This window comes from Bradyrhizobium guangdongense, from assembly GCF_004114975.1.
Classification (GTDB): Bacteria; Pseudomonadota; Alphaproteobacteria; order Rhizobiales; family Xanthobacteraceae; genus Bradyrhizobium; species Bradyrhizobium guangdongense.
In genome coordinates this window covers 2158001-2183509 of the sequence record NZ_CP030051.1, presented here as the reverse complement: position 1 = coordinate 2183509, position 25509 = coordinate 2158001, and the positions used below count along the sequence as shown (strand labels likewise).

Annotated in this window: 14 protein-coding genes and 1 pseudogene; 6 read left to right on the top strand and 9 right to left on the bottom strand. The window is 66.1% G+C overall.

Going from position 1 to position 25509, the window contains the following annotated elements; genetic code table 11:
* Positions 1–156: 156 nt before the first annotated feature.
* Together X265_RS10420 and X265_RS10415 are read right to left on the bottom strand one after the other, a co-directional pair.
* Entirely contained in the window at positions 157–3798 is a 3642-nt protein-coding gene (locus X265_RS10420) for an AsmA family protein (RefSeq protein ID WP_128964747.1), read from the bottom strand.
* Between the two features lie 144 nt (positions 3799–3942).
* Positions 3943–5172: a cytochrome P450 gene (locus X265_RS10415; protein ID WP_128964746.1), complete on the bottom strand. Its 1230-nt coding sequence runs from the start codon at positions 5170–5172 to the stop codon at positions 3943–3945.
* A gap of 130 nt (positions 5173–5302) precedes the next feature.
* On the opposite strand from X265_RS10415, the gene X265_RS10410 reads away from it, so the two are divergent.
* Both X265_RS10410 and X265_RS10405 read left to right on the top strand, forming a co-directional pair.
* The gene (locus X265_RS10410) at positions 5303–5920 is read left to right on the top strand and encodes a TetR/AcrR family transcriptional regulator (protein ID WP_128964745.1); all 618 of its coding nucleotides are present in this window, start codon (positions 5303–5305) and stop codon (positions 5918–5920) included.
* Between the two features lie 852 nt (positions 5921–6772).
* Positions 6773–10036, top strand: a complete 3264-nt coding sequence (locus X265_RS10405) for an autotransporter outer membrane beta-barrel domain-containing protein (protein ID WP_128964744.1) — start codon at positions 6773–6775, stop codon at positions 10034–10036.
* Between the two features lie 11 nt (positions 10037–10047).
* On the opposite strand, the gene X265_RS10400 is transcribed toward X265_RS10405, so the two are convergent.
* The 3 genes from X265_RS10400 to X265_RS10390 all read right to left on the bottom strand — a co-directional run bounded on the left by X265_RS10400 (position 10048) and on the right by X265_RS10390 (position 16599).
* Positions 10048–12630: an EAL domain-containing protein gene (locus X265_RS10400; RefSeq protein ID WP_128964743.1), complete on the bottom strand. Its 2583-nt coding sequence runs from the start codon at positions 12628–12630 to the stop codon at positions 10048–10050.
* A gap of 157 nt (positions 12631–12787) precedes the next feature.
* Complete coding sequence (locus X265_RS10395) at positions 12788–14080, bottom strand: MFS transporter (protein WP_128964742.1); 1293 nt, start codon at positions 14078–14080, stop codon at positions 12788–12790.
* An 89-nt stretch (positions 14081–14169) separates the two neighbouring features.
* Positions 14170–16599 carry a bifunctional diguanylate cyclase/phosphodiesterase gene (locus X265_RS10390; protein WP_128964741.1) on the bottom strand — a complete coding sequence of 810 codons (2430 nt, stop codon included), beginning with the start codon at positions 16597–16599 and terminating at the stop codon, positions 14170–14172.
* A 282-nt stretch (positions 16600–16881) separates the two neighbouring features.
* Here X265_RS10390 and X265_RS10385 point away from each other — a divergent pair, with 282 nt between their 5' ends.
* Positions 16882–18048 (top strand): ABC transporter substrate-binding protein, encoded by a 1167-nt coding sequence (locus tag X265_RS10385; protein WP_128964740.1) that lies wholly within the window; start codon positions 16882–16884, stop codon positions 18046–18048.
* Between the two features lie 6 nt (positions 18049–18054).
* Here the strand turns inward: X265_RS10385 and X265_RS10380 are convergent, their stop codons facing one another.
* From X265_RS10380 to X265_RS10365, 4 genes are all read right to left on the bottom strand, one after another.
* Positions 18055–19032: an NAD(P)-dependent oxidoreductase gene (locus X265_RS10380; RefSeq protein WP_128964739.1), complete on the bottom strand. Its 978-nt coding sequence runs from the start codon at positions 19030–19032 to the stop codon at positions 18055–18057.
* 12 nt (positions 19033–19044) lie between these two features.
* A complete protein-coding gene (locus X265_RS10375) occupies positions 19045–20898 on the bottom strand; it encodes a TRAP transporter large permease (RefSeq protein ID WP_164938989.1) in 1854 nt (617 codons plus the stop codon).
* Between the two features lie 22 nt (positions 20899–20920).
* The gene (locus X265_RS10370) at positions 20921–21952 is read right to left on the bottom strand and encodes a TRAP transporter substrate-binding protein (RefSeq protein WP_164938507.1); all 1032 of its coding nucleotides are present in this window, start codon (positions 21950–21952) and stop codon (positions 20921–20923) included.
* 337 nt (positions 21953–22289) lie between these two features.
* On the bottom strand, positions 22290–22733 hold the full coding sequence (locus tag X265_RS10365; protein WP_128964738.1) for a DoxX family protein: 444 nt from the start codon (positions 22731–22733) through the stop codon (positions 22290–22292).
* A 96-nt stretch (positions 22734–22829) separates the two neighbouring features.
* On the opposite strand from X265_RS10365, the gene X265_RS10360 reads away from it, so the two are divergent.
* The 3 genes and pseudogenes from X265_RS10360 (at position 22830) to X265_RS40370 (ending at position 25473) form a co-directional block, all read left to right on the top strand.
* Complete coding sequence (locus tag X265_RS10360) at positions 22830–23747, top strand: LysR family transcriptional regulator (RefSeq protein WP_128964737.1); 918 nt, start codon at positions 22830–22832, stop codon at positions 23745–23747.
* A 130-nt stretch (positions 23748–23877) separates the two neighbouring features.
* Positions 23878–25346, top strand: a pseudogene (locus tag X265_RS10355) (caspase family protein).
* Positions 25276–25473, top strand: coding sequence for a hypothetical protein (locus X265_RS40370; protein WP_164938505.1), 198 nt, complete (start codon positions 25276–25278; stop codon positions 25471–25473). Before X265_RS10355 ends, X265_RS40370 begins: the two are co-directional and overlap by 71 nt.
* Positions 25474–25509: the final 36 nt, after the last annotated feature.

Sequence of the window (25509 nt, the reverse complement as noted above, 5' to 3'; positions counted from 1 at the left end):
TGGGAGCCGACACTAGGGAACAAACGCGAGAATCCAGTAAAACCGTCACATCAGTTTTGCCGACGAGATTTCGGTCAAATGCGAGCGAGTGTGGTTACGGAAGCGTAAGCCGCTCACCTCTCGCGGAGCGAGAGGCGGACACCGAGTCGAGCCGCCTTACGGATTCTGCGGCGTCAGGACCAGCGGCGGCTTCGGCCGGGGCTTGGCGGGCGGCGAGCCCGGGGCGGGCCGCACGTCGATCGGCGGCGGCAGGGGCGCGGCCTGCTGGCTTGCCAGCGGCGGGTTCGGCACGGCCGGCGCGGCCTGCGGCGCCCTCGGCGTCGGTGCAGTCTTTGACTCAGCCTTGGGTTCGACCTTCGCCTTCGGCGGCGGGCGGCGCGGATCGCGACCGGGCATCGGCACGTCGGTCAGCGCCGGCTCCGGCGCGGGCTCGGGCGAGACCAGCGTCGGCAGCGCGGCCGTCGCCGGCGGCGGCTCGCCGCGTTCGATGGCATCGAGCCTTCGCGTCTCGCGATCGATGGTGCGCACCGCTAGCCACGACGACAGCGGCGTGAGATCGACGGTGCGGCTGAGCTTGTCGGGCGGACCTGCCGCGAACAGCTGGATCTCCGGCGGCGCGCCGGAGAGGCCGGTCATGATCGGCGTCAGGCTGGCGCGGATGTCGGCCTGGTCGGCGGGAATGTCGTAACCGCCTGAGACGATGGCACGCGCGTTCTTCGCGTCCAGCGGCGTCGCGCCGACGCGCAGCCGGCCGTCGCGGATCGTGAAGGCGATCTGGGCCGAGGGGACCGTAATGGGAGCCGACAATGCGGGCTCGACCAGCTGCCGCAGCTTGACGTCATCGGGGACCTGACCGCTGTCGCTGGCGCGGATGGCGATCTCGAAGGCGCGCGGATTGAGCCCGCTGATCTCGACCGAGTCCAGCGTCACGGTGCCGTTGCCGGCAAGCGCGCCCGTCAGTGCCGAGACGCTGCGGCCCTGGCTCGTCAGCGCCATCTGCACCGACGCGCGCCCCCTGGGCAGCGCCAGATCACGGTAGCGCAGCGAGGCCGCATCGACATTGGTGAGATCGAGATGCGCGTTCAGCGCCAGACCATTGGCGCCGTTGCGCGCGTCCAAGCTTGCCGTCATCTCGCCGCCGGCGAGGCCGCCCTTGAGCCCATCGAGCGCGAGCGACTGGCCGTCGCTCCTGATCGTGCCGCTGAAGGGACGCAGCTCGATGCCGTCGGGCAGGCTGCCGCGCAAGGCCTGGAAGGCGACTCGGCCGCGCCAGCCGCTGACGAGGCCCGCACTCAGCGGTTCGCCGCCATCATGCCCGGCGGCGCCGATCACAAGCGCGAGCGCAGGCGCCAGATCGAGCGTGTCGAGCCCGACTTCGCCGTCGACGCTCCTCTCCTGATCGAGCGTCACCGCGAGATGGCCGCGCAGATGCGAGCCTAGAGCCCCGCTGTCGAGATCGTCGAAGCTCAACCGATTGCCTGCCAGCGTGAGGCGGGACGACAAGCTCACCTTCTGGATCGACTTGTCGGCGGGATTGGTCCCGAGCAGCGGCGCCAGATTGGCGTTGCGCACGTGCAGATTCACGCTGCCCTTCGGCTCCGGCCCCGACAATTCGACGCTGCCTTGCGCATCCGCATCCAACCCGCCGCCACCGAGCCTGGCGTTCAGTTGCAAGGGCTTTCGCCACGCGCCGCTCAACTTGCCTTCGATCTGTGAGACGCCCTCGCCGGCCGCGACCACGCGATCGAGGCCGAGCAGCGCCAACAATGCGTTCGCCTGCGGCGTCGATACTTTCGAGTCCAGCGTGAAGTCGCTGTTACGTAAACGGTCCATGTCGAGGCCGTTAACGGCCCCGACCGGCATCTGCGCGGCAAGCGTGGCGGAGGCCTTGAGCTGCGGCGCATCGAGATCGAACACGACGCGCGCGTCGCTGCGATCGGCATGTTCGGCGTTCTTGTCGAGGCTGAGATTGAGCGTCAGGCGCGTCGCGCCCGACAGTGCCGGGATGGCGTCGAGGCGTGCGCGCACCGCAGGAGCGATCGGCTCCAGCAGCGCCGTGAGATCGCGCAGCGAATTGGCCGACGATTTCAGCGCGAGCTTGCCGGTAGCCTTGGTGCGATCAAAGCTGCCGCTCGCCTCCGTCGTCACGCCGCTGGCCTGGCCGAACCGCAACTGCTCCAGCGACAGCGAGGCGGGCCCATAGCCGAGCTTGGCCGCGAACGGCCGCAGCTCCTGGCCCGCCGAGATGGCGCGGCCGATGTCGAGCGAGAGCTTTGCCTCGTCCGGCCATTCACCTTGCGGACCGGCGAGCGCGCGGACAAAGCTCGCGGCGGCATCGAGGTCGAGACGGTCGGCCTTGAGGTCGGCATCGATTCGCGAGCCTTTGCTCGCGCCTGTCTGCACGAAGGCGATGCGGCCCCCGACCGCGCCGCCTTCGATTTCGGCCTGGAGCTTGTCGATTGCGAGATGATTGGCGGCGATCGTCACCTCGCCGGAAAGGCGCAGCGGCCGTGTGCTGCGCCTGATCACCTCGTTGCGGCCCTGCAGCCAGGCCACCAGCGTATCGGGATCGGAGGACTCGACGCTGAGGCGGCCGCTAAAGCTGTCGGCGCCGGGCGTGGCGCCGTTGAGCGACACTTGCGTCATGCCGGGCGCGCGCAGCTCGAGCCGCTGGAAGGTCCAGGACCGGCCATCGGTCTGTAGCTCGGTCGTGATGTTCTGGAGCGGACGGCCGCCCAGCATGATCTGGTCGGAGTTGAACTCGATCTGCGCCGGGATCGGCGCCTGCGGGATCGCAGCCAGACCTGCGCGCAGGGCGGGCAGGATGCGAAGCGGCTCAGTATCGTCGCGGCCCGCGAGCTTGTCGGCATCGACCTGCCGCGCCGACAGCACAGCGCGCAGCAGCGGCGAGGCGCCGAACCTGAGATCGCCGACGCCGCCGACCTTCAGCGCGGTGTCCTCAGGGCCAAAGCTCGCGTCGATCTGGTCGAACTTGGCACCGGCCGGATCAGCCTTGAGTTTCGCGGCGAGCTTCCATGGCGTTGGCCCCGCCTCGCCGGCTTTCTTCGCCGGCGGCACCGCCAGCGTCAGCGCACCGTCGAATTTCGGCTGGCGGTTGTCGAAGGCCAGCACGCCTTCGAGATCGGCCAGAACGGCGCGCTCGCCGGGATCGATATTGAGGTGAACGCGGGTGGCACTGCCGTCAGCGCTCGGGCCGGAGGAGATCCGGAACGGATAGCGGGTGCCCGCGGCGGCGAAACTGCCGTCGCCCCGCACCGCGCCTGCGAGCGAGCGCACGTCGCCGGAGAAGACGATGTCGTTCAGCTCCAGCGTCGAATGGCTGGCGGCGTCATGAAGGGCGATGCGGCCGGTGAGGTTGAGCCGATCGATCGCGAGCGAAGCCAGGTTGAAGGTGCCGTTCGCGGTGGACGGCAGGTCGACCCTGCCCCTGGCGTCGAGGCCGAGATCCACCGCCATGCCGCCGACCGAAAGCTCGGTGGCGCGCCATTCGCCCCGCATCAGCGAGCCCAGGCTGAACTCGACATCGAGCTTGTCGGCGCGCAGGCGGCCGAGATCGTTGTTGCCGCCGAAGGTGACAGAGCGCAGGCGCAGCGTCGGCGTGGGCAGCAGCCGCGCATCGAGCTCGCCCGCAACGCGCACGGGCACGCCGATAATCCGGGTCGCTTCCGCCTCGAACTGGGGCCGAAACTGGTTCCAGTCGACGAAGTAAGGCCCGATCAGCGCGGCCAGCAGCGCTAGAATAAAGGCAATCGCCAGTCCGAGCAGTGTCGTCTGCACGGGTCTCCCCTCGGCCAAGCCGGCACCCGGGTCAAACCCAAGCTGACAAACCAAGCTTCAGGCGCGCCGGAACTGCCCCTTATATAGGGGGAAGTGTGGCGAAGTCACAGCGACTGTTGCGCGCGGAGGTTAACCCGTCCGGCTTCACCAACTGGCCGGCAGGCGCTTCAGGCCGCGCAGCACGAAAGTCGGCCGCCATTCCGGGTTTTCGACGTCGTCGATGCGCAAGTCGGGCAGCCGCCGCAATAGCGTGGCGATGGCGATCTCGGCCTCGATACGCGCCAATTGGGCGCCCAGGCAGAAGTGGATGCCGCCTCCGAACGACAGCGGCCGGACGTTGGGCCTGGTGATGTCGAGCCTGTCGGGGCGGTCAGGATAAACAGCGGGATCGCGATTGGCCGACCCGAGCAGGCAGAGCACGCTCTCGCCCTTGGGGACCCTCTTGCCGCCGAGATCGTCGATCTCCTCCAGCGTGACGCGTCCGGTCATCTGCACCGAGGAATCGTAGCGCAGAAACTCCTCGATCGCGTTGGTGATCAGGTCCGGCCGCGCCTTCAGAAGCGCAAGCTGATCCGGATTGCGGTGGAGCGCCAAAAGGCCGTTGCCGATCAGATTGACGGTGGTCTCGTGTCCGGCGCCGAACAGCAGAATGATGTTGGCGGTCAGTTCCTCATTCGTGAGCTTGTTGCCGTCTTCCTCGGCCTGCACAAGCTGGGTGATGAGGTCGTCGCCGGGACTACGACGGCGCAGCTCGAACAGCTGCTGGAAGTACATCTGCGCCATCAAGTTGGCCTGGTTGCCTTTCGCGATCTCCTCAGGAGACAAGGGGACGGGATCGAGCAGCCGTCCGCCGTCGCGCGAGCTCTTGTAGAAGACCTCGCGATGATCCTCGGGGATGCCGAGCATCTCGCAGATCACGGTGACGGGCAGGCGAAAGGCGAAATCCTCAATCAGGTCCATCTGACCGCGATCGATCACGGCATCGATCGTCTGGTCGACGATTTCCTGAATCCGCGGCCGCATGTCCTCGACGCGGCGGGCGGTGAAGGCCTTCACCACCAGACCGCGCAGGCGGGTGTGATCGGGCGGATCGGCCTGCAGCATCCAGTGGCCCATGCTGCGGAACACCGGCTCGTTCATGATGTCGGGGCCATAGCGGCGCGTCGTGCGCTCGACAAAGTCCTTGCCGAAGCGCTTGTCGCGCATCACCAGGCTCACGTCGGCATGACGGCTGGCGACGAACTGGCCGAACGGCGTCACATGGATCGGATCGATCGTGCGCAGCCGCTCATAATGCGGATAGGGATCGCGGATGAAGTCCGGTGCCAGCGGATTGAACAGCGGATCGCCTGCGGGTTGCACTTGCTCGTTCATGGTGGACCTCGCACCGGTTGCCGCATGACACGATACGCGAGGCAGCCCGAAGCCCCGGCGTAACCATCCCTGTGAATTATCAACTCGATACATTATTGTATCGAGTTGCATTCTGCCCTACCCTGCGCCGATGTCAAGGGTGAGAACCAGACCGACCAGGGACGACACGCGCGATAAGCTGTTCGAGGCGGCTGCACGCGTGTTCGAACAGGACGGCATCGGTGGCGCCAGCATCGAGGCGATCGCGTCGGAGGCGGGCTTCACCCGCGGCGCGTTCTACTCGAACTTTGCGAGCAAGGACGAGCTGATCTTCGCGATGCTGGAGGATCACGTCGAGCGATCGATCCGGCGCAACATGGAGATCCTGGCGCAGCACGACAACCTCGACGACTTCATCGCAGCGCTTAAGTCGATGGACCGCGGCCGGCAGGATCCCCTCACCCGCTCCCCACTGCTGCACATCGAGATGATCCTGTTCGTCGCGCGCGCCGAGAAGCGCCGGCCCGAGCTCGCCAAGCGGCTGCGCGCCCGGCGCAAGCTGATTGCCGACATCGTCGAGGCGACGTTGAAGGACAAGGCGAATGGCGAGAGGCTGAATCCGCCGTGGATGGCCTCGGTCGTGCTGGCGCTGGAAGACGGCTTTCGTCTGCATCGGCTGATCGATCCCGAGACGACGCCGGCCGACAGTTTTCTACGCGCGATCACGGATTTGCGGCGGCGCACGGGGCTGGGGCCGAACCAGAGTTAGCTCCCGAGTTGACGACCAGGTCCATCCTTGAGCGCAACTGCGACAGATTGTCTTTGGCAAGCGGTCGCTGCGCTTTTGAACGCTCCGCACGCTGCACCCGCGTGCTTCAAATGCAACACGAGATTGCGAAATGGGCAGGCTCACGCCGGCCGGATTGACATGAAATAGCAATCTGCAGAAATACGACTGCACGGTGCTATGGTGCAGCACGCCTTGCAGCGTGCCATTGCTGGGAATGCCATGAAGTTGGGAATGCGAGGGGTCGCGATCGGCAGTCTGCCGATAGATTCCGATGTCTGGCCGGCCGTCCACGACGGCATTGGTTCCGCCGAAACAGCCTCTCATCGATCCGCGTTGTTCCGCCGACTTCATTGCGCTGCCGGACAGGTCGTACTCACATTCGCACTCGCCTGCGTGCCCTCATCAGCATGGGCTGCATGCACGGCTATTGATACGACAACCTGCAGCGCCGCCGGTGGAAGCGGCGCCCCGGGACGCGGCGGCAATGGTGGCGCCGGTAACGGCCAAGGCGGCGGCGCGAGTCACCTTGGCGCCGGTGGCACAACTATCCAGGATCCGGGCAGCCCAGGCACGAACGGCAGCGGCGGAGATGGTGCGCCCGGCGATGCGGGCGGCGTGACAGGCGCCGCACCAGGCGTAGCCCTGAGTGCGGGTTCAATCGTTTTCAATGCCGGCGTTGCGGGAGCAACCGGTTCAGCGGGTCCCCAGGGCACCAACTTCGGCGCGGGAGGCGCGGGTGGCGGCAGTGGTATCTATTACAGCGGGACGTCCATAACGATCAGTAACGGCGCCACGATTTCCGGCGGAGGGGGCGGCGCAGGCAGCGACAACTTGAACGCCGGTACGGGCAATGGTGGTGGTGGCGGCGGCGGCGGAAGCGGGCTGACGGCCACCCTGGGAGCCGTGCAAATCGAGAACTGGGGTTCGCTCATCGGTGGCGCGGGCGGAACAGGGGGCAGCAGCGGGTTCGGCGGCGGTGGTGGTGGCGGCGGCGACGGCCTGCTCTCTTTGGGAAGTTCCGCGATGATCACCAACGTTGGCTCCATCACTGGGGGCGACGGTGGAGCGGGCGGAGCCGGCTTTTTCGCCGGGGGCGCGAGCGGTGCGGGCGGCGCCGGCGTGAACCTTGTCGGCGGATTCAATGTGCTCACCAATGCCGGGACGATCACCGGCGGCGGCAGCAACGGCGGCGCTGCCGGCGTGGGCATCATCACGCGCGGCCGGGATTTGATCGTAAATGCCGGCACGATCAGTGGCGGCCTTGCCGGCGGAACGCGCGCCGCTGCGATCGAGTTCGGCGGCACTGGTAACAGGCTCGATCTGCTAACGGGATCGACGATCATCGGCAGTATTGCGATCGATGCCGGCGCGTCGGCGACCATCGCCGGGCAAAATGCCGGACTCACGCTCGGCAACGCGATCTCTCTCGCCGACAGCGCCTCCGCCCTGACCCTCGAGACCTCTACTACGAGCCTTGTCGCCTCGGGCGCCATCTCCGGCGCGGGTGCGGTGACGTTCATCGGGAACCATACCCTGACCTTGTCGGGCGTGAACACCTATACGGGCGCGACGACGATCAGCAGCGGCACGCTTGCATTGTCCGGCAACGGCAGCATCGCCGCATCGGCCGGCCTCGTCGACAACGGCGTGTTCGATATTTCCGGCACCAGCGCTGGCGCCTCGATCCGCGCACTCACAGGCAGCGGGGTCGTGGCGCTCGGCAGCCGAACGCTGACCCTGAGCAACGCCATCGGATCGTTCGGCGGCGTGATCGGCGGCGCGGGCGGCGTGATGATCGCCGGCGGTACACAGACGCTGACCGGCGTCAATACGTATTCGGGCGCGACCATCGTCGGCAACGGCGCGACACTCGCGCTCGGCGCCGGCGGCAGTATCGCCGCCTCGAGCGGAGTCACGACCAACGGGACGCTCGATATCTCGGCGACGGCGAGCGGCGCATCGGTGGCGAGCCTTGCCGGCAGCGGCACGGTCGCGCTCGGTGCCGGCACACTGACGCTGACGAACGCCGCAGGAACGTTCAGCGGGACCGTCGCGGGAAGCGGCGGGTTGACGCTGAATGGGGGGACAGAGCGGCTGACCGGCACCAGCACCTATACGGGAGCGACGACGATCAACGCCGGCACGCTGGCATTGGCTGGCATGGGCGGCCTGTCCTCGGCCACGCGCCTCGCACTGGCTGGCAGCGGCGCAACGTTTGACCTGTCCGCTGCCGGCGCGCAATCGATTGCCGATCTCTCCGGCGTGGCCGGTTCGCACATCGTGCTCGGCGCAAACGCCTTGACGGTCACGATGGGCGGCAACGGGTCGTTCGACGGCACGTTGATCGGCAGCGGCTCTTTCACCAAGCAAGGCACCGGCACGCTGGTGCTGAACGGCGTGAGCAGCGGCTTCGCCGGCACCACGACGGTCGCGGACGGGACGCTGAAGGTCGGCGATGCCAGCACTCCGAGCGCCGCGCTTGGCGGCACGGTGATCGTCGGAGCACTGGGCACGCTCGGCGGCAGCGGCACGGTCGGCAACACGCTGATCAACGGCGGCACGCTCTCGCCGGGCAATTCCATCGGCCTTTTGACAGTTGCCGGCAATCTCACCTTCACATCGGCCTCGACCTATTCGGTCGAGGTTTCGCCGGCCAATGCCGACCGGGTCAACGTGACGGGGACGGCGACCCTGGGAGGCGCGACGGTCGCCGCGAGCTATGCGCCGGGAAGCTACGTCGCCAGGCGCTACACGATCCTCAACGCCGCCGGAGGCGTCAACGGCACCTTTAGCGGCGCAGTGAACACGAACCTGCCGGCGAGCTTCTTCGGCTCGCTGAGCTATGACACCAACAACGCCTATCTCAATCTGACGCTGAACTTCGCTAACCTGAATTTTGGCAGTGGCCTCAACAGCAACCAGCAGCAGGTCGCGAGCACGTTGACCGACTACTTCAATACGACCTCCGGCATTCCGTTGACATTCGGTGCATTGACACCGGCGGGTCTGTCGGTGGCCTCCGGCGAGCTCGGCACCGGCGTCATTCAGTCATCGCTGAAGGCTGACGACCTGTTCCTCAACCTGTTGCTCGACCAGACGACCGCCGGGCGCGCCGGCGGCTTTGCGCCGGAGGAAGCACCTTTCGCGACTGGCGAGGCAGCACTGTCCTATGCCGGACGACCGGCCGGCAGAAGCGCAGACCAGACCTACGCAATGGTCGCCAAGGCGCCGCAATACGCATCGCATGCATTCAATCCGTGGAGCTCGTGGGCAGCAGGCTATGGTGGCGCCCAAACTATCGCCGGCAACGCGGTGGTGGGATCGCAGGACACCAGAGCGCAGGTTTGGGGCGTCGCCGCAGGAGCCGACTACAGGCTCTCGCCGGATACGGTCGTTGGTTTTGCACTCGGCGGCGGTGGCACGACCTATGCCGTGGCTAACGGCTTCGGCTCCGGCTCGGCCGATCTCTTCCAGGCCGGCGCCTATGGCCGACATCAGTACGGCAGCGCCTATGTCTCCGCCGCATTCGCCTACGGCTGGCACGACGTCACCACCACGCGCAGCGTGGCGCTCGCCGGCATCGACAGGCTCGAAGGCCGCTTTCGCGCCGACAGTTTCTCGGGCCGGTTCGAAGGTGGCTATCGGTTTACGACGCCGTTTGCGGGCTTGACGCCTTATGCGGCCGTGCAGGCGATCAACTTCGATCTGCCGGCCTATGCCGAGCAGAGTCTTGTCGGCGGCGGTTTGTTCGCGCTGAATTATGGGGCACAGACCACAACCGATACCCGCACCGAATTCGGCTTCCGCAGCGATAAGTCATTCGCGATCAGGGATAGCGTACTGACGCTCCGCGGCCGGCTGGCGTGGGCGCATGACTACAACCCCGACCGAGCGGTTCGGGCGGCGTTCCAGTCGCTGCCGGGCACGAGCTTTGTCGTGAACGGCGCCCGACCAGATCCCGATTCCGCTCTGGTCAGCGCGTCTGCCGAGACGACATGGCTCAACGGAGTCTCGCTCGGTGCGACGTTCGAAGGCGAATTTTCCGGCAACCTGACGAGCTACGCCGGCAAAGGAGTTCTCAAGTACAGCTGGTGAGTGAGCGACGGCTAAGCCGACCGCTTCACCGCGTCTCGTCCCGCCGGGTTAACATCGAGCCGCCCCAGCATCGCCCTAGCCTGCTCGGCGCAATGTTCGATCAGCCAGCGCTCGAAGGCGACCGGGGCGAGCGCGGGGGCGTAGAGGAAGCCCTGCACGACGTCGCAGCCGAGCTCGGTCAGCATCTTGCGCTGGCCTTCAGTCTCGACGCCTTCGGCGACGACGGTCAGCCTGAGGCCCTGGCCGACGCGCACCACGGCGGTGGCGATCGCGAGCGCGGCTGCATCCTTGTCGATGTCGCGCATGAAACTGCGGTCGATCTTCAGCTCGCGGATCGGCAGATGCGCGAGCCGGCTGAGGCTGGAATAACCGGTGCCGAAATCATCGACCGAAAGCCCGACGCCGAGCTCGCGGATCGCATGCATCGTCTCCAGCGCGGCGGCACCGTCCTGCATGAACGTGCCTTCGGTGATCTCCAGCATCAGGGCATCGGGCGGCAGCGCATGTTCGGCGAGAATGTCCTTGAGCCGCGCGGCCAGCGCGACGTTGCGGAAATTGAGCGGCGACAGGTTCACGGACACGCTCGGAATGTTGAGCCCGGCGCGGCGCCAAATCGCCATCTGCCGGCAGGCCTCGCGCACCGACCACAGGCCGATCTGCTCGATCAGGCCGCACTCTTCGGCGAGCGGAATGAACTTGGCCGGCGAGACGTCGCCGAGCGCGGCATCGTGCCAGCGCGCCAGCGCCTCGACGCCGTGGATGGCGCGATCGCAGCTGCGGACCTGCGGCTGATAGAACAGGCTCAGCGCATTGTCGGCAATGGCGCGGCGGAGCGCTGCGATCATCGCCAGTCGCTGCTCGGCAAGGCCGTTCATCTCGGCGCTGAACATGCGATGGGTCGACCGGCCCGCCTGTTTGGCCATGTACATGGCGGCGTCGGCCTGCTGCATCAGCGTGTCGATGTCGGTGGCGTGGTCGGGATAGAGGCTGATGCCGATGCTGGCCGACATCGGCATCAGCTTCGATCCGAGCCGCAAGGGAGCGGCCAGCGCCTCGGTGATGCCGGCTGCGACGCGCTCGGCGTCCTGTGCATTCCGGTGCGGCAGCAGGACCACGAACTCGTCGCCGCCTAGCCGGCCCAACATGTCCTCAGGCCCGATCTGCTCGCGCAGGCGCTGCGCCAGCTGAACCAGCAGTTCGTCGCCGGCGGCGTGGCCGAGCGTGTCGTTGACGTCCTTGAAATGGTCGACGTCGAGAAAAGCCAGCGCGACATGGCCGCCGGTCGGACAGGCGTCGATCGCGGTCGTGATCAGGTGCCGCAATTGCGCGCGGTTCGGCAAGCCGGTGAGGATATCGTGATAGGCGAGCCGCGCGATCTCGGCGCGCGCCTCCTTGCGTTCGATCGCGAAAGCGCCGAGGTCGACGCAGGCCTCGACGATGCGCCGGTGCCAGTTGCTCGGCGCGCGCGGCTCCCGATAATAGAAAGCAAACGTCGCGATGACCCGGCCGTCCTTGGCCTTGACCGGTGTCGACCAGCAGGCACGCAAGCCTATCGCCAGCGGCATCGTCTTGTAGGGCTGCCAGCGTGGATCGGTATCGAGATCGGTCGCAAGCACCGGCTCGCCATAGAAGGCCGCTGTGCCGCAGGAGCCGACATTGGGCCCGATGGCGAGGCCATCCAGCGCGCGGGAATAGTCCTCTGGCAGGCTTGGACCGCCGAGCGGATGGACCAGGCCGGCGGCATCGATGTGCAGCAGCGAGCAGACCACGTCGGGCGCGATTTCCTCGACGCGGCGGCACAGCCTGTCGGCGATCTCGGCGATCGGGACCTCGTCGGCGAGCGCGCTCATGATCAGTTGCTGGAGCGAGCGCAGCTGCTTGGTCTCGGTGATGTCCTCGAGCAGCGCAAAGAAATGCTTGACCCGCCCCTTCTTGTCGCGGAAGGCATCGATCCGGGCGCAAACCCAAATCTCTTGGCCGGATTTGTCGTAGACCAGCACCTCGGCCTCGCCGCGACGGCCACCACGCATCAGGCGTTCGATGACCCTGGCAATGGCCTTCCGATCGGTATGGCAGCCGGCGATGAGATCGCCTGCGCGGCGCCCTTCGGCCTCGCCGCTGCTGTAGCCGAACAGTGTCGTGAAGGCCGAATTGACGTAGACGATGTTCTGCTCGACATCGCTGATGATGACCGCGCGGTTGGTCTGGTCGGAGACGGTGTTGAGCAGCCCGATCCTGACGCGGCGCTCGGCATCGGCAGTGACATCGCGCGCGAACACGATGTGATGGAGCGCGCCGCCTGTGGTCACCGAGGACAGCGCAATCTGGACCTTGATCCGGCTGCCGTCGCAACGAACCAGGCTGATCTCGTCACGAAAATCCGCGACCGGGTCGGCCTGAAGGCATTTGAGCGTGAGAATTGCAGCGTCGTGGCCGAGCACATCGGCCCGCGCGAACTTCCAGATCCGCTCCGCACCGGCGTTGAAATGAGTGATGCGACGCGCGTCATCGACGATGACGATGCCGTCGTCGGCGCATTCGAGCGCCGCGCGCAGCACATCAGGCATTTCGGTCACGGGGGCGTCAGCAGACATCGTTGGACCCGGCAGGATCGGGAAGATATGGCAATGAGCCCGAAGCTAACGCTGCGATAGTGTCCAAGACGTTTTTGTCGCTGGCCTCGGTTCCGGCAAGCCGCGACATGCTTAACAGTCTTTGAAAGGCGCGACGGTAATCCGTTGCAGAAGGAACCTAGTTTGTCGTGCGAAGCCTGTGCAGCCGGCCCGCCACCGCCCGCACCTTGCCAGGCGAGGCACGCCAGACCGACAGCGCCGAGAGCAGGCTCACGAGAATGCCGATGGCAAAGGCCAGCGTGTAATCGCCGGCGCGATCGTAGAGCAGGCCCGTCAACCAGGGACCGGCGGCACCGCCCGCGAGTGCCGCGAGCATGATCGTGCCGAAGATGCTGCCCTGATGTCGGCCCTGGAAAATCTCGAACACCACCGCCCCCATGATCGAGGTGAGGCCGTAGCCGAGCGCCCCTTGCGTGAACACCATCAGCCAGACCAGCCACAGCGAGGGCTGATATTTCAGCGCGATCAGCGCCGAAAAGCAGATCGCAAAGCCGGCGCAGCTGATCGCCCAGACCCATTCCCGTCCGATCCGGTCGGAGACGTGGCCGAGCAGGATCTGGCCGGGAATGCCGAGCAGGCTGACAGCGCCGAGCGCCCAGACCGCAATGCTCGGGCTGAAGCCGATGTCGAGCAGGAACTTGGTCTGATGCACCTGCACTGAGTACCAAATGTACAGGCCGCAGAAATAGCCGAACGCGATCCACCAGAACCGGGCCGTCGCAACCGCCCGTGCGAGCGTCCAATCGGTGCTGGCCCAGGCCGGATCGACGATGTTCGAGACCGGCTTTGCGGCACCCACGGCCGGCGTGGCGTCGCCGTCCGGCTGAAGGCCAAGGTCTTCGGGACGTTTGTGGAGGAGCAGGTTGATCGGCGCCAGCACGATCAGGATCGTCAGCCCCATCGCGGTGCAGGCGGTGCGCCAGCCGGTTTGCTCGATCATGTGCTGCACCCATGGCAGCAGCGTCATCGAACCGATGCCGACGCCGGCAAAGGCGATACCGATGGCAAATCCGCGCTTGCGGATAAACCAGTTCGGCAGGAACAGCGACTGGCCGGAATAGCCGAGGCACACGGAGCCGGCGCCGACCATCACGCCGAGCGTCAGATAGAGATGCCAGGGCTGGCTGGTGAGCGGGGCGAGCAGCAGCCCGCCGGCCATCAGCGCGACGCCGAGCTCCATCACCGCGCGCGGGCCTGCACGGTCCATCAGCCGTCCGATCAACGGACTGGCGACGCCCGAGGCGACGAATCCGAACGAGAAAGCGCCCGCGGTGACGCCGCGCTCCCAGCCGAATTCGGAGATGATCGGCGGAAAGAACAGCGAGAAGGCGGTGCGCGCGTTGACGCCGATGGCCATGGTGACGAACGTCACGGCAACCACGACCCAGCCGTAGAAGAACGGAAGTCGCATTTTCTTGTTTCATCCCTGGACGATCCTTCGGACCATCTGGGGACGCGCGGGTCAAGCGATTTTCACGGACGCGGCTTGGGGCCGAGCGCTCAGGCTGCGTCGCGTTGCGAACGCGAGCTCGGCCCGTCGAGCTCGATCTCGGCGATCGGGCGCGGGCGGCCGAACAGATAGCCTTGCGCGAAATTGACGCCGAGCGCCTTCAGCCGCTCGAACTCCTCCGATGTCTCGACACCCTCGGCGGTGACCGCCATGTCGAGCCCGCGCGCCAGCGTCACGATCGAGGAGATGATGGCGGAAGAGCGCGGCTGGTGCGTGAGGCTGCGGATGAAGGATTTGTCGATCTTGATCTTGTCGAACGGGAACGCGGTGAGATAGCTGAGCGAGGAATAGCCGGTGCCGAAATCGTCGAGCGCGAGCTCGATGCCGATGCCCTTCAACCGTTCCATAAAGGCGTGGTTCTCGGCGCCGCGCTCCAGCAGGACGGATTCGGTGATCTCGATCTCGAGCCGCTGCGGCGACAGACCGGAATCGTGCAAGGCGGCGCAGATGACGTCGAACAGATCGGCTTCCTTGAACTGGATCGGCGACAGGTTCACCGCGACCATCAGATCGGACGGCCAGCTCGCGGCATCCGCGCAGGCGCGGCGCAGCACGAATTCGCCGAGCGGCACGATCAGCCCGGTCTCCTCGGCGAGCGCAATGAACTGATCCGGCGGGATCAGCCCGCGCACCGGATGGCGCCAGCGCACCAGCGCCTCGAAGCCGCGCCGCGCGCCGGTGCCGGCGTCCATGAACGGCTGATAGTGCACCTCGAGCTGACAACGCGCGATGGCATCGCGCAGATCCCCCTCCAGCGTGTTGCGCGCCTCGAGCTCCGCCGACATCGCCTCGTCGTAGATGGTGAAGCAGTTGCGGCCGGCCGATTTCGAGCGGTAGAGCGCAAGATCCGCCTTCTTCAGCAGCTGCTCCTGGTCGCTACCGTGATCCGGCGCGATCGCGATGCCGATGCTGGTGCCGATCTCGACGCGATGTCCCGGCAGCAGGAACGGCTCGGAGACGAGCTTGGCGATCCGCGCGGCGAGCTCGGTCGAAGCGGCGCGCTGGTCATCGCAGCCCTCCTGGATGATGGCGAATTCGTCGCCACCGAGGCGCGCCAGCACGTCGGTGGAGCGCACCGCGGATTTCAGCCGCTGCGCCACCAGTCGCAGCAGCGCATCGCCGGCGCCATGACCGAGGGAATCGTTGACGTTCTTGAAGCGATCGAGATCGAGCATCAGGATCGAGAAGGTCCAGCCACCATCCTTCAGCTGGCTGTTGAGCTCGTCGAGCCGGGCGAGGAAGAAGGCGCGGTTCGGCAAGCCCGTGAGCACGTCGGTCTGCGCCAACTCGAGCACGCGACGGTTGGCCAGCGACAGCCGCCGCGAATTGCGGCTTGCGAGCATCAGATAGGTCGAAAGCGACAGCGTCAGCAGCATGCCGACGGTCAGCACGGCGCCCGCGCGGTCGTAACTCGTCTCCAACGCACCGCCGGCGGTCGGAACCGCCCGCACCTGCCAATCGGCGTCGCCGATCCTGAGGCCGCCCGACCAGTGCCGGCCACGCGCGACATCGCCGATCGATTGCGGCGCGGCCGCTGCGGAGGCGTAATCGGGCAGCATGCCTTCCAGGCTGATGGTACGCGTGTTGAAGGGCTGATAGACGTTCACGCTGACGGCGGGGCTCGCCCCGGTCCTGACGCGGATGGCCTGCATCAGCAAGGGCAGGTCGAAGATGCCGACAACGAACCCCGTGATGTTGCGTCGGCGATCGGCGATGGTCTCACGCGAGGTGCCCTTGGCGTAGACGGGCACGATCACCAGAACGTTCGGCAATTTGCTGTCTTCGTTGCGGGCATAGAGCTCGGTGCGGATGGCGGCGATGTCGTCATTGTCGCGAGCGCGCTCGAGCACCGCCTTGCGGTCCGGCACGCTCATGTAGTCCATGCCGTAGACGGGCGATGTCTTCGGCTGCGTCGAATAGAAGACGGGGAAATACTCCTCCCCTTGCGGCGCGGTGACGAAGGCTTTGCCATCGAGCGCCTTGATGCGATAGCCGGACACGCCGTCGGCAATCGCGGCAGCCTCGTATTCGGCGCGCTCCTTGCGGGAGATCCCCGGCAGCCAGCCGACGCGCAGCAAGCCGGGATAGCGCTCGAACAGGCGGCCGCTGAACGTCTCGAACTCGCTGCGCGTGACCCCCTCGTTGGAGGACTCGAACAGCGTCCGCAGCGCCACCAGCCGGCTGATATATTCGTTCATGCCGTTCTGCATGACGATCGATTGGGTCTCGGCCGCGTTCTCGAACTCGATCTTGTTGACGCGATCTTCCCAGCGCGCCACCGCCGCGGCGCCTGCGAGCGAGAACAGCAAGCCAAGGGCGGCCGCGACCAGAGCAGGGCGATACAGGCCGAGCAGCGTCGCAACGCGCCAGCGGCCAGTCTTACGCCTTCGACCCGGATCGTTCTGATCGCGATCGCCCATCTTAATCCCGTCACGTCCCTCGGCGCGGCGTCCGAACTTAGGGTTGAGCCACCGCGGTGACTATCGGACAAGGATCGGAGTTAAGAACCGTACAACATTGGAACTCGTCCATCTCGCATCGCGAGATGTAGTTAACGAATGACCTTCGCATTGCCAAAATCAGGTAGCCATTTGCTGTTTTTACCCGCAGTCCTACGGAGCACTCCGTCGGCTCCGGTTAGCGCCCTGTTCAGCCTGCGGACCTATCGTCGGCGTCACTTTGTGCATCCGGCGAGCTCACTCATGAAACGATCGCGCGCAGCGATAGGCGTCGCACTCGCCGCCGCCTTCTCGGCGGCGACAACGCTGACGGCGCGCGGCGACGAGGTCGGCGTCAGCAAGGACGCAATCCTGTTCGGCCAAGCCGCGGCGCTCGAGGGTCCCTCTTCCGTGCTCGGGCAACACATGCGGCGCGGCATCGTCGCAGCCTTCACCGAGATCAATGCCAGAGGCGGCGTCTACGGCCGCAAGCTCCAGCTCATCAGCCGCGACGATGGCTACGATCCCGACCGCTCGGTGGCGCAAACGCTGAGGCTCGTCGAAGACGACAAGGTGTTCGCGTTGATCGGCGCGGTGGGGACGCCGACTGCGATCGCGACCATCCCGATGACCAGCGCTCGCAACATTCCCTTCATCGGACCGTTCAGCGGCGCCGAATTCCTGCGCGATCCCGAATTATCGAATGTGGTGAACATTCGCGCCAGCTACAGCGCGGAGACGGAGACCCTCATCAAGCATCTCACCGAGGATCGTCAGTTCACCCGGATCGGCATCTTCTACCAGGACGATTCCTTCGGCCGCGACGGCCTTGCCGGCGTGAAGAACGCGCTTGCCAGGCGCGGGCTCGAACTCGCCGCCGAAGGCACCTTCGAGCGCAACACGCGTGCGGTCAGCGCGGGCTGGCGCACCATCAAGCGCGCCGAGCCCGAGGCGATCGTGATCGTCGGCACATACGGTCCGAGCGCCGAGTTCATCAAGCTCGCGCATCACAACGGTGCCTATCCCACCTTCGTCAACATCTCCTTCGTCGGCGCCACCGCGCTTGCCCGCGAGCTCGGCCCGGACGGCGAAGGCGTCATCGTCTCCCAGGTCGTGCCGTTTCCCTGGGATCGCTCGATCAAGCTCGTCGCCGACTACCAGGCGGCACAGACCGCGCTCGATCCCACGACGACGCCGGACTTCGTCTCGCTCGAAGGCTACATCTCCGGCCGCCTCGCCGCAGCCGCGCTGGAAAAAGCCGGACCAAATCCGACGCGCGCGGGCCTGCTGGACACGATCAACGCGACCGGCCGCTTCGACATCAGCGGCAGCCTCGTCACCGTCGGCGCGCGCGCCGGCGAGGCACCGCCAAAGGTGTTTCTGACGGTGATCCAGAAGGACGGGACGTTCAAGGCGGTGGACCGGCTGTAGAGCCGCTCAAGGGCGCCTCGTCCAGTGCTCGGCATTGACGGCGCCCGGCGGCACCTCGCCTTTGCTGATCGCCTCGACCTGCCGCACGGTTTCCAGCGACTGATATTCAATCGCCTGCGGCGTCAGCCCGCCGACATGAGGCGTCGCGATGACGTTCGGAAGCTTCGCCAGCTCCGGCGTCGGCATCTGGTCGGGCGCGCGGCCGACGTCCATCGCCGCGCCGGCGATGCGGTTCTCCAGCAGCGCCTTGGCGAGCGCGGCTTCGTCGACCAGATTACCGCGCGACAGATTGATGAAGACGGCATGCTTCTGCATCCGCGCAAGCGCCGCCTCCCCGATCAGCTTTTCGGTCTGCTCGTTGGCGATGGCAAGGCACACGACATAGTCGGAGGCCGCGAGAAGCTCCTCCAGCGCGACGTGCCTGAGCGCGGTGTCAGCGACAGTGGCAAAAGGATCGGCGACCAGCACCTCCATCCGCAGCACCTTGGCAATCTCGGCGAGATAGCGGCCGATGCTGCCATAGCCGATGATGCCGATCGTGCTGCCGGCGAGCTGGCGGCCCATCCGCGCTTCCGGCTTGCGGCCGGCGTGGTAATCCGCCGTCGTCCGCGACACGCCGCGGGACAGATCGACCATGAAGCCGACCGCGAGCTCGGCCACCGCCTGGACGAAGCCGGGACCGGCACGGGTCACCAGCACGCCGGCCTGCGAGGCCGCCTCGACATCGACGTTGCGGATGTCGACGGCGCAGCGGACGAAGGCACGCAGGCGCGGCAACAGCGCGAAGATCTCGCCGCGGCCTTCGGTCATGCGATCGGCGACGATGATGTCGGCATCCTTGGCCGCAGTCACGAGGCCGGCCGCATCGAGCGCCTGATCGCCCTCGTGGAGGATCACGTCAGCAATCGCGCGCAGGCCGTTCAGGCTGCGATCGCCGTAGTAATTGCGGCGCATCTCCGGCGTATGGGCCAGCAGGACTTTCACAACGGCACTCCTTCAATAGCCGAATGCGCGCGGCAAGGCGGTCGAGAGCCAGGGCACGAAGGCGATGACGAGCAGACAGAGGAACAACAGGCCGAGATAGCCCAGGATCGGCTTCACCGTCTGCTCGATCGGCACGTTGCCGATCAGGCAGGCACCGTAGAGCCCGAGCCCGAGCGGCGGCGCAAACAGGCCGATGCCCATTGCGATCACGAGCACGACGCCGAAATGCAGGGGATCGATGCCGAGCTGCACCGCAACCGGCAGCAGCAGCGGCCCGAAGATGATCAGCGCGGCCGCGCCTTCCAGCACCGAGCCCATCACGATCAGCACGGCGATCGCGAGAAGGATGAACAGCCAGACGCCCGAGGTTTTGGACAACGAAAGCATGAAGTCGCCGACCGCATGCGGCACCTGTTGCAGGGTCAGCGTGAACGCGAGCGACTGCGCGGCGGCGACGATGAACAGCACGAGACCCGCACGCGTCGCCGCCTGCACGAAACTGTGCGCCGCCGATCTGAAGCTGAGCTCGCGGAACACCACGCTGCCAACGATGAGCGCATAGGCGACCGCGAAGGCCGAGATTTCGGTTGCGGTGGCAAAGCCGCTCTTGAAGCCGAAGAAGATCAGGAAGATCAGACCGAACGAGGCGATCGCGCCGCTCCACAGGCCCGACACCGCCACCTGCGGTTCGACCTCTTCGGCGTCCGCGCGTGGCTTGCCGGAGATGATGGAGAAGGCGATCAGAACCGCCGCCATCAGCGCCGCCGGCAACAGCCCCGCCATGAACAGGCCGCCGATCGACAGGTTCGCGACAAAGCCCAAAATGATCAGGTTGATGCAGGGCGGAATGGTCTCCGCCATCACCGCGGACGCCGCAAGCAGCGCGACCGCGCCGCCGGGATTCTGCCGGGAGCGGCGTGCCGCCGGAATCAGCACGGAACCGACCGCGGCGACATCGGCCATCTTAGAGCCCGAGATGCCCGAGAACAGCACGATCGAGGCCACCATCACCACGTTCAGTCCGCCGCGCATGCGCCCCACAGCGCGCTGCAGCAGCTCGATCAGGCGCACCGACATGCCGTTGGCTTCCATGAGGTAGCCGACGAGGATGAAGAACGGGATTGCAAGCAGCACGAAATTGTCGATGCCGCGCGCCATCTGCTGGGCGAAGATGACGCCCGGCAGCGCGCCCTCGACCCAGATGAAGATCAGCGCGGCCAGCGCCAGCGCAAATCCGATCGGCAAGCCGCCGAACAACGTGGCGAAGAAGCCGATCAGCATCAGCGTGCCCGCCGACGGCACCGATGACGGCGACAGGTAATCCCAGGCGAGATAGAGCCCGGTGACGATGGCGACGGCGACCAGGCCTCTGACGATCTCCGGCAGCGGCCGCGCGCAGAGATGATCGACCGCGAACACCGTCATGAACAGCGCACCGATGCCCATCGGATAGAAGGTGAGCTCCAGCGGCAGGCCCGAGCCGGTGGTCTGGCCCGATGTCAGCGAACCCAGCTTGATCGCGTTGTAGGCGACATAGCCGGAGATCAGCACGACGAGCACGGCACTCGCCGCGTCGACCAGCGTTCGTAGCCGCTGCGGCAACAGATCGCGAAAGAAGGACACGCCGACATTCTCGCCGCGTGCGAGTGCGCTCGCCGCGCCGAAGAAGGCCGAGCCGACCATCAATCCGCGCGCAACGTCATCCGACCATTCGACCGGCGCGTTGAAGAAGAAACGCAACAGCACCGAGCCGCAGACGACCGCGAGATCGGCAGCCAGCAAGATGGCTGCGATCGTGTCGCTGCAACGGAGCAGCAGCGCAATGCTGCCGTGTCGACCGCCCGAGAGGGGCAAGGCGCCGGTCATGGCCATCTCGGATTTGGCCATCTCAGGCTTGCGTCGAACGAATGATGTCGATGACCGCCTTGGATTCCGGCCGCGCCTTGATGAAGTTCTCCGTCTGCGGTGCCACGCGCTTCTTGAAGGCTTCGCGGTCGCATTCGGCCACCGTCACGCCCTTCTCGGTGAGCGCAGCCAGTGCCTCCTTCTCGACCGCGAGCCCGTGCGTCCGCGTATCGGCCGCGGCCTTCTTCGCGGCGTCGAGAAAGCCTTCGCGCAGCTTCGGATCCATGCGGTTGAAGGTCGCATCGCTGAAGTAGATCGCAAGCGGTGAGAAATTGTGCTGCGTCAGCGCGTAGAACTTCGCGGTCTCATAGAACTTGCTGGCGAGGATTGTCGGAGGATCGTGCTCGAGGCCGTCCAGCACGCCGGCCTGCAGCGCCGTGTAGATTTCGCCGAACGCCAGCGGCGTCGCGGCAGCGCCCATCAGCCGCAGGCATTCGGTAATGACTGGATTGGGCAGCGTCCTGATCTTGAGACCGGCGAGATCCTCCGGCGTCTTCACCGGCTTCTTCGCGAACACGCTGCGCGAGCCGAAATTATACGCCCAGGCGATGATGCGGATGTTGCTGCCCTTGAGCAGCGCGTCCTCGATCGGCTTGGCGGCGCCGGCGTCGAACGCCTTGGTCTGCTGCGGAAAGCTCGAGAACAGGAAGCCGAGATCGTAGGTGCCGACCAGCGGCACCAGATTGGCCGAGATCGACGAGCCCGAGACCATGAGGTCGATGACGCCGAGCTTCACCGAATTGATGACGTCGATTTCCTGCCCGAGCTGATTGTCCGGAAAGAAGGCGACCTCGACCTGCTCGCCGAGCCCGTTGCCCTTCAGATTCTTGACGAGATTGTCATAGTAGACGCGACCGTTGGCGAATTTGGGATCGTTCGGCAGCGAGGAGGAGCATTTTAGCTTCAGCGTTGCAGCTTCAGCGCGGCCGATGATGGCGGGAGAGAGCACGAAACCGGCGGTCACCCCGGTCGACGACCTCAGGAACGCGCGACGGCTGACGGGCACGAGGGCCATGGTTTCTCTCCCCAATATTCTTGTTTGTAGCCGCGCTCGTTGACACGGCCTGTTGCGCAGACTGTATGGCCAAAGCGACGGAGCAGGCAAGGCTCGCGGCAGGGAGCGACACGCGTGCGCGAGGGATTGGATCGCTGACGGAGATCGCAGCGGAACGCCTATGTTTTCCGATGTTTTCGACGATGCCGCACGGCAGCGACAAGGCCCGGCATGCAGGAGCGACGACGATCGATCCAAATCGGGCATGGATCAATGCCGAACGCATATTGATGGGACCAAGCAAAAGAGCTGCGGGACCGAGGTCCCGCAGCTCTCTCATTTCAAACGATCGTTGCGATCAGCGCGACGGCGCCACGCTCAGCTGCCCGCTTGCTGCCTCGACCTCGCGCGAGGGCCGCAATGCGAAGGCGCCATCGCCAAGCAGCGCCTGCGCGACCAGCGCGATGGCCCAGAATGCGGGAAATTCCCAGCCGCCCTTCGGGTTGGTGAAGAAGAAGCCCGCCGCGCCGTGCACGGTGAAGATCGCGCCGAGCAGGACCGGAATGCCTGCCAGCGCCGCATAGCGGGTCCAGACGCCGAGGATCAGCGCAATGCCGCTGAGAACTTCCACCGTCATCACGAGGTAGGCCAGCTCCGGCGGGAAGCCGAGGCTGCCGAAGAACTTTGCCGTGCCGGCGGGGGTGAAGACGAACAGTTTCAGGCTCGCATGGGCCAGGAACAGGGCGCCCAAGGTCACACGCAACGCGAGGGCCGCGTAAGGGGCAGTACGGGAATCGATCATCGGTGTCTCCATTGTTGCGAAGATCTATGATCTATTCCCGATAGAATGATAATCTGCTATTCTGGAAATATACCTCACACCTCTAGAGTGAAATAGATGCTCGACCGGCTGACCAGCCTGGAAGTCTTCGCCAAGGTGGCGGCGAACGGCAGCCTGTCCGGCGCGGCCCGCGCGATGGGGCTGTCGCAGACCATGGTGACCAAGCACGTCGCGTCGCTGGAGGCGCGGCTCGGCGTCAAGCTGTTCCACCGCACCACGCGGCGACTGTCGATCACCGAGGCCGGCCGCCTCTATCTGGAATCGTCCGAGCGGATCCTCGCCGACATGGAGACGGCGGATGCCGCGGTCGCGCGCGAGCGGGTCGAGCCGCGCGGATCGTTGCGGGTCAACGTGCCCGTGGTATTCGGCACTCGACAGATCGCTCCCCTGATTGCCGAATTCTCCGAGCGCCACCCTGAAGTCACCCTCGAGCTCGGCCTCAATGATCGTCTCGTCGACCTCGCCGAGGAGGGTTGGGACCTCGCGATCCGCATCGGCAAGCTGCGCGACTCCAGCATGGTGGCGCGCAAGCTCGCGCCGAACCGCCTGGTCGTCTGCGCCGCGCCGTCATATCTGGCGAAGCACGGCACGCCGCGCAGCGTGGGCGATCTCGCCGCGCATAATTGTCTCGGCTACACGCTTTCGCAGCAGGCGAGCGCGGCGGAATGGCTGTTCGGGGCGGATGGCGAGATCCGCGTCCAGGTGTCGGGAAACCTGCGCGCCAACAATGGCGATGTGCTGCGCGCGGCAGCGCTGGCCGGCCTTGGCATCGCCCGGCAGCCGACCTTCATCATCGCCGATGATCTGCGGGCCGGCACGCTGGTCGCGCTGCCGCTCGACCAGCCGGAGATCCAGTCCTCCGCGGTCCATGCGGTCTACCTGCCCGATCGTCGTCCGCCGGCCAAGGTGCGCGCCTTCATCGATTTCCTCGCCGCGCGCTTTGCGCCGGACCCTCCATGGGACCGTGGCCTATGATGCGTCGGCTCCGGCAGCGGCCCTGCCCCACTTTGCCGCACGCGCGTCCGTGAGCTAGCGCACAGACGGCGCCATGGCGGACCACTACAAAAGGTGACATCCTCGCGCCATTGCCGATGGAGGTGACACCATGCGCCGTCCAGTCCTTTGCAATTTGCTTCTTGCCTCCGGCCTGTTTGCCCTCAGCCAGTTGATGACGCCGACGGAGGCTGCCGCCGAAGCGCGGCTCGCGCTGGTGATCGGCCAGTCCGCCTATCGCACCGTGCCCGAGCTGCCCAACGCTGCCAACGATGCCAAGGGCATGGCCGAGCTGCTCGGTAATGCCGGCTTCACCGTCACTGCGGCGCCGAACCTCGCGCAGATCGAGATGCGCCAGGCGATCTCGGATTTCGCCGACAAGGTCAGCGCCAGCGGCGCCGACACCGTCGCGCTGGTGTTCTACGCTGGCCACGGCCTGCAGATCGACGGCGAGAACTATCTGGTGCCTGTCGATCTCGATCCCAAGCGCGAAGCCGACATTCCGCTTCAGGGCGTGCGGCTGAACGATCTGCTCAACACGCTTGGCGCGCTGCCGACACGGGCGCGCATCTTCATGCTGGATGCCTGCCGCAACAATCCGTTCCCGGCGCTCTCGGGCGCCGGCCATGGGCTTGCCATCGTCGATACCAAAGCGGGCGCGCCCGGGTCCTTCATCTCGTATTCGACCTCGCCCGGCGCTGAGGCCGAGGACGGCTCCGGCGCCGACAGTCCCTACACAACGGCGGCACTGACGGTCGCCAAGCAACCGAACCTGCCGATCGAGGAAGTGTTCAAACGCATCCGCATCGCCGTGGCGCAATCGACCGACGGGCGACAGATCCCGTGGGAAAGCTCGTCGCTGACCACCGACTTCAAATTCTTCGGTGACAGCAGCGGCCAGCCGGCTGCTGCTGTCACAAATGCGATGGCGCTTGCCAGCACCCCGCGCAGCGTCGCGGAGTGGCGCAAGGACTTGCAGGGCAAGGATGCCAGCGCCGCCTATGATCTCGTGATCACTGAGGACACCGTAGAGGCCTATCAGGCCTATATCGAACTCTACGCGGAGGCCTCCACCACGCCGCGCCTGCGCACGGTGCTGGAGCGCCGGCGCCAGATGCTGGCGTGGGAGCGCGCGGTCGCGATGAACACCCGCGCCTCCTTCGAGGCCTATCTCGCGAACTGGGGCAACAGCGATCTCGCCGCAACCGCGCGGCGGCTGCTGCTGCGCGTGCAGAACCGCAATTATGCCGTGCCGGTTGCGGCCGCGGCGGTTCCCGTCGCCGTCGCCATGGCGCCGACCTGTCCATGCTCGGCACCGACGCCGCCGGCGACGCCGATCAATCCGACGATTGCGCCCGTCATCAAGAAGCGCGTCGACGACACGCCGCCAAAGCGCAAGGTCGTCGATACACCGCCGAAGCGCCGGCCGCCGCCCGACGAAGTCGTCGTGGAACGCGCACCGCCTCCCGGTCCACCGCCGGTGCCGTGATGCAAGGCATCGGGATCGGGATTGGAATTGGCATGGGAATGGGCGGCGGAGGCCGCGGCGGCGATTATCGCAACGAGCGCGGCCGGTACTGAGGTTTTCGCCAGCGATACCGAGAACCAATCTCTCCTCGGTCATTGCGAGCGCAGCGAAGCGATCCAGAGTCTTTCCTGGGAGGGATTCTGGATTGCTTCGCTGCGCTCGCAACGACGCGGATGGTGAGAAATCGCGTCTGGCGCCTTCCGATCCCGAAATGCT

Excerpts from the sequence above, each read along its gene's own strand:
- X265_RS10390 (WP_128964741.1), bottom strand. The coding sequence starts at position 16,599 with ATGGGCGATCGCGATCAGAACGATCCGGGTCGAAGGCGTAAGACTGGC.
- X265_RS10360 (WP_128964737.1), top strand. The coding sequence starts at position 22,830 with ATGCTCGACCGGCTGACCAGCCTGGAAGTCTTCGCCAAGGTGGCGGCG.
- X265_RS10410 (WP_128964745.1), top strand. The coding sequence starts at position 5,303 with ATGTCAAGGGTGAGAACCAGACCGACCAGGGACGACACGCGCGATAAG.
- X265_RS10385 (WP_128964740.1), top strand. The coding sequence starts at position 16,882 with ATGAAACGATCGCGCGCAGCGATAGGCGTCGCACTCGCCGCCGCCTTC.
- X265_RS10365 (WP_128964738.1), bottom strand. The coding sequence starts at position 22,733 with ATGATCGATTCCCGTACTGCCCCTTACGCGGCCCTCGCGTTGCGTGTG.
- X265_RS10415 (WP_128964746.1), bottom strand. The coding sequence starts at position 5,172 with ATGAACGAGCAAGTGCAACCCGCAGGCGATCCGCTGTTCAATCCGCTG.
- X265_RS10400 (WP_128964743.1), bottom strand. The coding sequence starts at position 12,630 with ATGTCTGCTGACGCCCCCGTGACCGAAATGCCTGATGTGCTGCGCGCG.
- X265_RS10370 (WP_164938507.1), bottom strand. The coding sequence starts at position 21,952 with ATGGCCCTCGTGCCCGTCAGCCGTCGCGCGTTCCTGAGGTCGTCGACC.
- X265_RS10375 (WP_164938989.1), bottom strand. The coding sequence starts at position 20,898 with ATGACCGGCGCCTTGCCCCTCTCGGGCGGTCGACACGGCAGCATTGCG.
- X265_RS10395 (WP_128964742.1), bottom strand. The coding sequence starts at position 14,080 with ATGCGACTTCCGTTCTTCTACGGCTGGGTCGTGGTTGCCGTGACGTTC.